Origin of the sequence: Candidatus Synechococcus spongiarum, assembly GCF_900047545.1 — a bacterium.
Lineage (GTDB): Bacteria > Cyanobacteriota > Cyanobacteriia > PCC-6307 > Cyanobiaceae > Synechococcus_B > Synechococcus_B spongiarum_C.
In genome coordinates this window covers 1-7,447 of the sequence record NZ_FITM01000134.1, presented here as the reverse complement: position 1 = coordinate 7,447, position 7,447 = coordinate 1, and the positions used below count along the sequence as shown (strand labels likewise).

Genomic DNA, 7,447 nt, shown 5'->3' with positions numbered 1-7,447 from the left:
CGTGAAGGTCCAGCTTGGGGCCCAGCGGCGGTGGTCCGCCACTCTGGCGGATGCCCAGGCGGCCCTGGAACTCCACCAGCTCGAGGCTGATGAGCTGTTGTTGGAGGAAGCCCACAACGCCCTGGCCACCCTGCAGGGTGCCCTGGATCGCTGGGAGTTGGAGCGGCTACTCAACGGTCCCTACGACAAGGAAGGGGCCGTGCTCACCATCAATGCCGGCGCCGGCGGCACCGATGCCCAGGACTGGGCTGAAATGCTGCTGCGCATGTACAGCCGCTGGGCGGAGCGCAACGGCATGACCGTCATCGTGGCGGAACGGTCCGAAGGGGAGGAAGCCGGCATCAAGTCCGCCACCTTGGAGATCTCTGGTCGCCATGCCTACGGCTATCTGCGGCACGAGAAGGGCACCCACCGGCTGGTGCGCATTTCCCCCTACAACGCCAACGACAAGCGCCAGACCAGCTTTGCCGGTGTGGAGGTGATGCCCCAACTCAAGGAGGACCTGGACTTGCAGATTCCCGACAAGGACCTAGAGATCACCACCTCCCGCTCCGGGGGGGCTGGGGGGCAGAACGTCAACAAGGTGGAAACCGCCGTGCGCATTCTCCACCTGCCCACCGGCGTGGCAGTGCGCTGTACCCAGGAGCGCTCCCAGTTGCAGAACCGGGAGCGGGCCATGGCGCTACTCAAGGCCAAGCTGCTGGTCATTGCCCAGGAACAGCGGGCGGCAGAAATTGCCGATATCCGTGGGGATATGGTGGCTGCGGCCTGGGGCAACCAGATTCGCAACTACGTGCTGCACCCCTACCAGATGGTCAAGGATCTGCGCACCAATACGGAAACCACGGACGTGCAAGCCGTGATGAACGGGGAGTTGGATCCCTTCATCCAGGCCTCCCTCCACGCCAACCTGGAGACAGCCGAATTGTCCCCATGACCAACCCCAGCCCCCCCCAGGACAGTTACGTCAAGCTGGCCATGAGAAACATGGTGCGCAAGGGTCGCACCTCCCTGTTGCACATGGCCCTCACCACCACTGGTCTTGTGGCCGTGCTGCTGCTCCTGGCCAGCCTGGACCGCCCTAGCCTGTGAACCGTGGCCAGTTCCCCCCTGAAGACGGACCTGGCGGTGGACCTGGCCTGGAGCAGTGTCCGGCCCCATCTTCTTGGCCAGACCCTCTGCCATCAACTGGTGCGGCACTGGCTACTGGCCCTGCAGCCGGAATTGGCGCCCCGGCAGCGGTGCAGAACCTACAGCCTTGGGGTCACCCTGACGGACGACGCCACCATGGCGGGCTTGAACCGGACGTGGCGCCATGGCCATGGCGCCACGGACGTGCTGGCCTTCGCCAGTGGTCAGGAGGGTCCCTGGTTGGCGCCGGCCCCAGGGGAAGGGCTGGAATTGGGGGATATCGTCATTGCCTGGGAAACGGCTGAGCGCCAAGCCGGGGCCAGTGACTGGTCCCTGCGCCAGGAACTGGTCTGGCTGCTGAGCCACGGCCTCCTTCACCTGCTGGGCTGGGACCACCCCGACGACGTCAGCTTGGCGGCCATGATGGAGCGTCAAATCCTTCTGCTGGAGGCCACCGGCCAGACAACCCCTGAGGATCGGGCTAAGGTTTGGTCATTGCCTGGGGAGCCTTTTGCAAACCACCAGTTCACCTGAAACGTCAGTGATGCACCGGGGGCGAGAAACGAGGGTTGGTGCCTACAAGGTGGCCCGAGGTCTGCCGGCCAGTGTTCGGTATGCGGCCCAGGGGCTAGTCTACGCCTTCGCCAGTCAACGGAACTTCCGCCTGCAACTGGCCATGGGTAGCCTGGCCCTGGCCTTGGGCCTTTGGCTGCGCCTCAACGGGTTGGAGTTGGGGCTGCTGGTGCTCACCGTGGCCGCCGTGTTGGTGCTGGAATTGCTGAACACCGCCACGGAAGCCGCGGTGGACCTGGCCATCGGACGACAGTTTCATCCCCTCGCCCAGGTCGCCAAGGATTGCGCGGCAGCAGCAGTGCTGGTGGCCGCCATGGCTTCGGTTCTCATTGCCCTGCTTCTGTTGTCTCCCCCCCTGTGGCAACGCCTTGCTGGGGGAGGATAGCGATGCTTCTGGTGATCGACAATTACGACAGCTTTACCTTCAATCTGGTGCAGTACCTGGGGGAGTTGGCCGTGGATCATCCTCTTGCCGCCAGCTTGCGAGTGGAGCGCAACGATGCGCTGACTGTCCCGCAACTGGCTGCCCTGCGGCCAGCGGCGGTGGTGCTCTCTCCAGGTCCTGGCGACCCAGATCAGGCGGGGGTGTGCCTGGAGGTGATTCACCGGTTGGGGCCCACCACGCCCATGCTGGGGGTGTGCCTGGGTCACCAGGCCATGGCCCAGTGTTTTGGTGGCCGGGTGGTGCGTGCCGGTCAACCCATGCACGGCAAGACCTCCACGGTTCATCACCAGCAGGAAGGGGTGTTCTGCGGTTTGCCCCAACCCCTGACTGCCACCCGTTACCACTCCCTGGTGGTGGAGCGCTCCACCCTGCCCGACTGCCTGGAGGTCACCGCATGGCTGGAGGATGGTGAGCAGACCATCATGGGTCTGCGCCACCGCGCCCATCCCCACCTGCAGGGGGTGCAGTTCCACCCAGAAAGTGTACTGACCCAGGTGGGGCACCAATTGCTGGCCAACTTCCTGCGGCTGGCCGCCGCTTGAGTGCTGCTACTTTCTGATTGCAAGGCAAATCCGTCAACCTGAACAGACAGCAATGGTGTACGACCGGTTTCTTGGAGGATGGTGCGCTGCCGTCGTCAGCCTGGTGCTGGGTTGGTGCTGGGGTGTGGGCGCACCAGCCACGGCGGAGCCCACCGTGCAGGTCACCACCTACGGCCACAGCGCTCTGCTGTTCGAGAGTGACGAAGGGCGATTGCTGATCAACCCCTTTGAGGCCGTTGCCTGTGCTGCGGGTCTGACGGAACCTCGCCTTGCCGTGGATCTGATTCTGGCCAGCAGCAACCTGCCTGACGAGGGCGCCCCCGTGGCCCATGGCCTCTTCCTCAACTCCCCTGGCTCCTATCGGCTGGCCGATGACTGGCAGGTTGAGGGCTTTGCAGTCCCCCATGATCATGTGGGGGGGCGTCGCCTCGGGGAAGGGGTGGTGTGGATTTGGCAGCAGGCCGGTCTGCGCATGGCTCATATGGGGGGTGCTGCAGTGCCCCCCCTCACAGCGGCGCAACGCATCCTGCTCAGTGGCGTGGACGTGCTAGTGGTGGCCGTTGGCGGGGGCAGCAAGGTGCTGGACGGGGCTCAGGCAGCCCAGGTGGTCGGCGCTGTCAAGCCCCGCCTGGTGATTCCTGTGCAATACGCCACGGCCCCACCGTCCGAAGGGTGTGATCTGGCCACCATCAACCCCTTCCTTGAAGCCCTCCCTGACGCTATCCCCGTGGAGCGCCCAGGCTCCACCATGACACTGAGCGACGCCCTGCTGGGTGAAAGCACCGCTGTTCATGTGCTGGAGCTGGATTCACGCTGACTATGGACATGGAGGACAGGGACGCACAGATGCAGGGCGGCTCCCTGGCCATTGACCTGGGAACCAGCAACACGGTGGTGGCCCATCAGCCAGCCGCTGGCGGGCCGCCCCGTCTGCTGCGCCTGTCGGCCTACAGCGCCCTGGATGATCCCATTGTTCCCACCCTGCTGTATTGCGCCAACGACTGCACCACACCCCAACAGTCGTCGTCTCCACACCCCTGCCTTGTGGGACGCCAAGTGATTGAGGCCGGTCTCCTGGAGACCACGCACCAGCCTCCCCAGCCCCCTGCACAGCTCTATTGCCACTTCAAGTGCTCCATTGGCGCCCGTCCCCGTTCTCCACGGGTGGAGTGGGCTGAACGGGGCGGTGCCTTATTTTTGGCTCATCTCTGGCAGGCCCTTCAGTGGCAAACGCCACCGGAGCGATTGGTGCTCACCGCGCCGGTGGATGCCTTTGCCGGTTACCGTCGCTGGCTGCTGGATCATGGCGGCAGGCTCCCTGTCCCGGAACTGGCCCTGGTGGATGAGCCCACGGCGGCGGCCATCGGCTCCGGCTTGCCCCCCGGCAGCCATGTGCTGGTGGTGGATCTGGGTGCCGGCACCAGTGATCTGGCCCTTGTGCGGATTCAGGGTGGAGAAGGTCAGGCCCAGCCCATCTCCCAATTGCTCCGCTTTAACGGGAACGACCTGGTGCGATCCTCCCAGCACCTGCGGGTGGCCCAGGTGGTGGGGAAAGCGGGTGCGGCGGTGGGTGGCCGTGACCTGGACCATTGGGTTGCCGCCCACATGGCCCCCTACACCAAGGGACCACTGCCGGAGGCCTGGCTGCGGGGGGCGGAGCAACTCAAGTGCCAGCTCAGCAGCCATGAGCAGGCGACAGTGGATGTCATCCAGGCTGAAGGTGGCGTGACGCCGTGGCGGTTGGAGCGTTCCGCCCTGGAGCGTCTCCTGCAACGGCAGGGTTTTGTCCGCCTGCTGGACAATCTGTTGAAGCAGGTGGCCGTTGCCGCCCGCCGTGACGGCTTGGATCTGTTGCAGTTGGCCGCTGTGCTACCGGTGGGGGGCACAAGCCGTTTGCCCCTGGTGCGCCGCTGGCTGGAGCAGCGGCTGCCTGGTGTGCCCTGTTGTGACGGGCAACCCCTGACGGCGGTGGCCTACGGGGCGTTGGCCCTGACCCCCAACGTGCAAGTGCGGGACGTGCTGAGCCGTGGTGTGGCGCTTCGCTACTGGGATCGTCGCCAACAGGCCCACGGCTGGCACCCCCTCTACTGGGCTGGCCAGCCGTGGCCAACAGCATCCCCCCTGGAAATACGCCTTGCCCCGGCCCATGCCCACCAACCCGCCCTTGAACTGGTGCTGGCAGAGGTGAGCGCCGATCTGCGGCGGGAGGTGGTGTTTGTGGATGGGCAGCCACAGTTGCTGGAGGAGCAGGCCCCACCAGCCAGCATGAGCCCCTGGCCCACCAGCTTTCCACCCCTGCCGCTCTCCCGGCAGGCCCAACCCGGTCAAGACGCCTTGCTGCTGGCGTTCAGCATCACGGATGATCGCCATCTTCGCCTCCAAGTCACAAGCCTGGTTCATGAACAATTCGACGCAGAATTTACTGGTGCAGAATTAAAATCTCATCTTGATCTTGGCCCGCTGCGCTGAGCCAACCGTGAACCATGAACCGCTCCCCCCTGCGGCGACGTTTGTTCCAGCTCACGGCGGTGGCGGCCACGGTCGTCCTGGTACTCAAGGCGATGGTCTACGGTTGGCAGCGTCAGTTGATGCACCGCTTGCAGCGCTCCGTCACGGACGAAGACCACATCGCCTGCGTGGCCTCCGGCGAACAACTGGCCCGTCTCCGTCCCCTGGAGCTTGCCGAAGCCAGCCAGTTGGCCCATTGCCGTCGCGTCCTGGCCAGTGACTATTGGGTCACCGGTGAGCACCAAAAAGCCCTGGACCTTCTGGAGCGCCTTGTGAACTCACCCCAAATGGCTGCCGCGGACCAGTTGCAACTCTCCGAATGGGTGCGTCAGCGACGGGATCGGGCGGTGGAACATTACCGTCGGGGCGAGTTGTCTACGGCCGTGACCCTGCTGCAGGACCTGAGTGACGGCCAGGAACCACAGCGGAAGACCTTGATTGAAAGTCTTCGGATTCGCTGGAATCTCAACCAGCAACTTTATGAACAGGCCGAACGCCTCAGGACCGAGGAGCGCTGGTGGGAAGCCTTCAACACCATCAACCAGCTGGATCATCCCTGGTGGCGGGCCCATGCCAAACCACTTCAGGACGAAATTGTGACAGTCACCCGGGCCTTGACCGGGCAAGGGGTGGAGCGCGATGGACACAGCGGCAGTGCTCGCCACAACGTCCCCCTTGACGAGTTGGATCACCGCGTCCGCATTCATTTGATCCGTAGCATGGACTCATGGCAGGCCTATACCCAGGCCTGCCATGAGTTGGGCGGCATGATTGTGAACTACGGTCCCGAGAGCGTCTGTCGCCGTTAAGAACCTGTCAGGACCCTGGTGAAGAACGGAGTCGTCTTGAAACGCTCCCTCGGACCCGGCCCTTTCCCCTGTGTCGTGTGTGACAAAATCAACCCCGTACAGTCTCAATGGACAATTGCCATGCAGCCGGGTGACCGGGTTCGAGTGAAGAAATCCGTCATTGTCTACAGCCACCCCAAGCACCGGTTGAAACCCTTTGACATGCATGGTCAGCAGGGTGAAGTGAAGGAGATCATCAGGACCTGGAAGGAGGGAGAGCCCCTGAGTGCCACCCTCCCCATGGTAGTGGTGTTTGGCCGCACCCGCTTCCACTTCCACGCCGACGAGCTGGAACTCTGCTGATCGGCCCTTGGACCCACCGGCGGGTTGTGCTCAAGGGGAGGGCGCTGCCGGCAGCAGCACGACCCCCTCTTCCGGGTCCGTTGGTCTCAGGTACAGCCGGATGAACTCACGGCGCCGCGTGGGCACGTTGCGGCCCACGAAATCCGCCTGGAGGGGCAGCTCCCGATGGCCCCGATCCACCATGACCAGCAGTCGCACCGTGCGGGGATTGCCCCAGGCCAGGAGCGCGTCAAGGGCCGCCCGGGCCGTGCGCCCGGTGAACAGCACGTCGTCCACCAGCACCACCTCCCGCCCATCCACAGGCACGGGCAAGACGGTGGCCTGGGGCAGTCTGGTGGGCACCGTGCGCAGGTCGTCCCGGTGAAAGGTGGGATCCAGGCTGCCCGCTTCAATCACCTGCCCTGCCAGGTGCCCCAACTCCTCGGCCAACACCTTCGCCAAAGGGACGCCACGGCTGGGAATCCCCAGCAGGAGCAACTGGCTGGAGTCATGGGCAGCCTCCAGCACCTGGGAAGCCAGGCGGGTCATGGTGCGGCGCAGTGCCGGACCCGAAAGAATCACCACACAGGGCTGATCTGGAACCATGAACGTTGGGAAATGCTCACTTAATGGGCCGGGATGGAGACAAGCTGCCTAGGAGGTCCCATGATTGTGCAAGTCGCCATCGAAACCACTCCATTCAATCGCAGCTGACCACAACCATTCCCCCTCCAACCACCCCAACCGAGGAGAACGATCACCGGTGACCGCAGTTCCCATTGCCCGCAGCCAGGATGCCGTCTTTGGCAGTCATCGTCTGCCGATGAATCGTCAACTCCAAGAGGCGCCCGTGGTGCTGGCGATTCTGGATGGGTGGGGACACTGCGAGAGCACGACGGACAATGCCGTCCGCATGGCCGCAACGCCCAACATGAATGCCCTGTGGCAGACCTGTCCCCACACCTTGATTCAGGCCAGTGGGTCTGCCGTGGGGTTGCCGGACGGGCAGATGGGCAATTCCGAAGTGGGTCACATCACCATTGGCTCCGGGCGGGTTGTGCGCCAGGAACTGGTGCGCATCGGCCATGCGATTCGGGATGGGTCCTTCCAACGCAATG

10 protein-coding genes and 1 pseudogene are annotated in these 7,447 nt (G+C 64.2%); 10 read left to right on the top strand and 1 reads right to left on the bottom strand.

Going from position 1 to position 7,447, the window contains the following annotated elements; translation table 11 throughout:
* From prfB to FLM9_RS05585, 9 genes are all read left to right on the top strand, one after another.
* Positions 1–937, top strand: a 937-nt coding sequence (gene prfB, locus FLM9_RS05625; protein ID WP_074457649.1) for a peptide chain release factor 2, incomplete at its 5' end; no start/stop codon positions are given.
* Positions 934–1,092: a DUF3285 domain-containing protein gene (locus tag FLM9_RS05620; protein WP_074457648.1), complete on the top strand. Its 159-nt coding sequence runs from the start codon at positions 934–936 to the stop codon at positions 1,090–1,092. The genes prfB and FLM9_RS05620, both read left to right, overlap by 4 nt.
* 3 nt (positions 1,093–1,095) lie before the next feature.
* Positions 1,096–1,665 carry an rRNA maturation RNase YbeY gene (ybeY, locus tag FLM9_RS05615; RefSeq protein WP_257243025.1) on the top strand — a complete coding sequence of 190 codons (570 nt, stop codon included), beginning with the start codon at positions 1,096–1,098 and terminating at the stop codon, positions 1,663–1,665.
* Between the two features lie 10 nt (positions 1,666–1,675).
* A complete protein-coding gene (locus FLM9_RS05610) occupies positions 1,676–2,089 on the top strand; it encodes a diacylglycerol kinase family protein (protein ID WP_081340228.1) in 414 nt (137 codons plus the stop codon).
* A gap of 2 nt (positions 2,090–2,091) precedes the next feature.
* Positions 2,092–2,691, top strand: a complete 600-nt coding sequence (locus tag FLM9_RS05605; RefSeq protein WP_074457646.1) for an anthranilate synthase component II — start codon at positions 2,092–2,094, stop codon at positions 2,689–2,691.
* A gap of 52 nt (positions 2,692–2,743) precedes the next feature.
* Positions 2,744–3,508 (top strand): MBL fold metallo-hydrolase, encoded by a 765-nt coding sequence (locus tag FLM9_RS05600; RefSeq protein ID WP_081340227.1) that lies wholly within the window; start codon positions 2,744–2,746, stop codon positions 3,506–3,508.
* A gap of 8 nt (positions 3,509–3,516) precedes the next feature.
* Positions 3,517–5,160: an Hsp70 family protein gene (locus FLM9_RS05595; RefSeq protein ID WP_257243024.1), complete on the top strand. Its 1,644-nt coding sequence runs from the start codon at positions 3,517–3,519 to the stop codon at positions 5,158–5,160.
* 14 nt (positions 5,161–5,174) lie between these two features.
* Positions 5,175–6,008 (top strand): hypothetical protein, encoded by an 834-nt coding sequence (locus tag FLM9_RS05590; protein WP_074457645.1) that lies wholly within the window; start codon positions 5,175–5,177, stop codon positions 6,006–6,008.
* Between the two features lie 120 nt (positions 6,009–6,128).
* Positions 6,129–6,350 carry a ferredoxin-thioredoxin reductase variable chain gene (locus tag FLM9_RS05585; RefSeq protein WP_074457644.1) on the top strand — a complete coding sequence of 74 codons (222 nt, stop codon included), beginning with the start codon at positions 6,129–6,131 and terminating at the stop codon, positions 6,348–6,350.
* A 30-nt stretch (positions 6,351–6,380) separates the two neighbouring features.
* Here FLM9_RS05585 and pyrR read toward each other — a convergent pair whose 3' ends face one another.
* Positions 6,381–6,935 (bottom strand): bifunctional pyr operon transcriptional regulator/uracil phosphoribosyltransferase PyrR, encoded by a 555-nt coding sequence (gene pyrR / locus FLM9_RS05580; protein ID WP_074457643.1) that lies wholly within the window; start codon positions 6,933–6,935, stop codon positions 6,381–6,383.
* Positions 6,936–7,152: 217 nt separating this feature from the next.
* On the opposite strand from pyrR, the pseudogene FLM9_RS05575 reads away from it, so the two are divergent.
* Positions 7,153–7,447, top strand: a pseudogene (locus tag FLM9_RS05575) (2,3-bisphosphoglycerate-independent phosphoglycerate mutase); the annotation flags it as partial.

Excerpts from the sequence above, each read along its gene's own strand:
- FLM9_RS05595 (WP_257243024.1), top strand. The coding sequence starts at position 3,517 with ATGGAGGACAGGGACGCACAGATGCAGGGCGGCTCCCTGGCCATTGAC.
- FLM9_RS05605 (WP_074457646.1), top strand. The coding sequence starts at position 2,092 with ATGCTTCTGGTGATCGACAATTACGACAGCTTTACCTTCAATCTGGTG.
- pyrR (WP_074457643.1), bottom strand. The coding sequence starts at position 6,935 with ATGGTTCCAGATCAGCCCTGTGTGGTGATTCTTTCGGGTCCGGCACTG.
- FLM9_RS05610 (WP_081340228.1), top strand. The coding sequence starts at position 1,676 with ATGCACCGGGGGCGAGAAACGAGGGTTGGTGCCTACAAGGTGGCCCGA.
- FLM9_RS05585 (WP_074457644.1), top strand. The coding sequence starts at position 6,129 with ATGCAGCCGGGTGACCGGGTTCGAGTGAAGAAATCCGTCATTGTCTAC.
- FLM9_RS05620 (WP_074457648.1), top strand. The coding sequence starts at position 934 with ATGACCAACCCCAGCCCCCCCCAGGACAGTTACGTCAAGCTGGCCATG.
- FLM9_RS05590 (WP_074457645.1), top strand. The coding sequence starts at position 5,175 with ATGAACCGCTCCCCCCTGCGGCGACGTTTGTTCCAGCTCACGGCGGTG.
- FLM9_RS05600 (WP_081340227.1), top strand. The coding sequence starts at position 2,744 with ATGGTGTACGACCGGTTTCTTGGAGGATGGTGCGCTGCCGTCGTCAGC.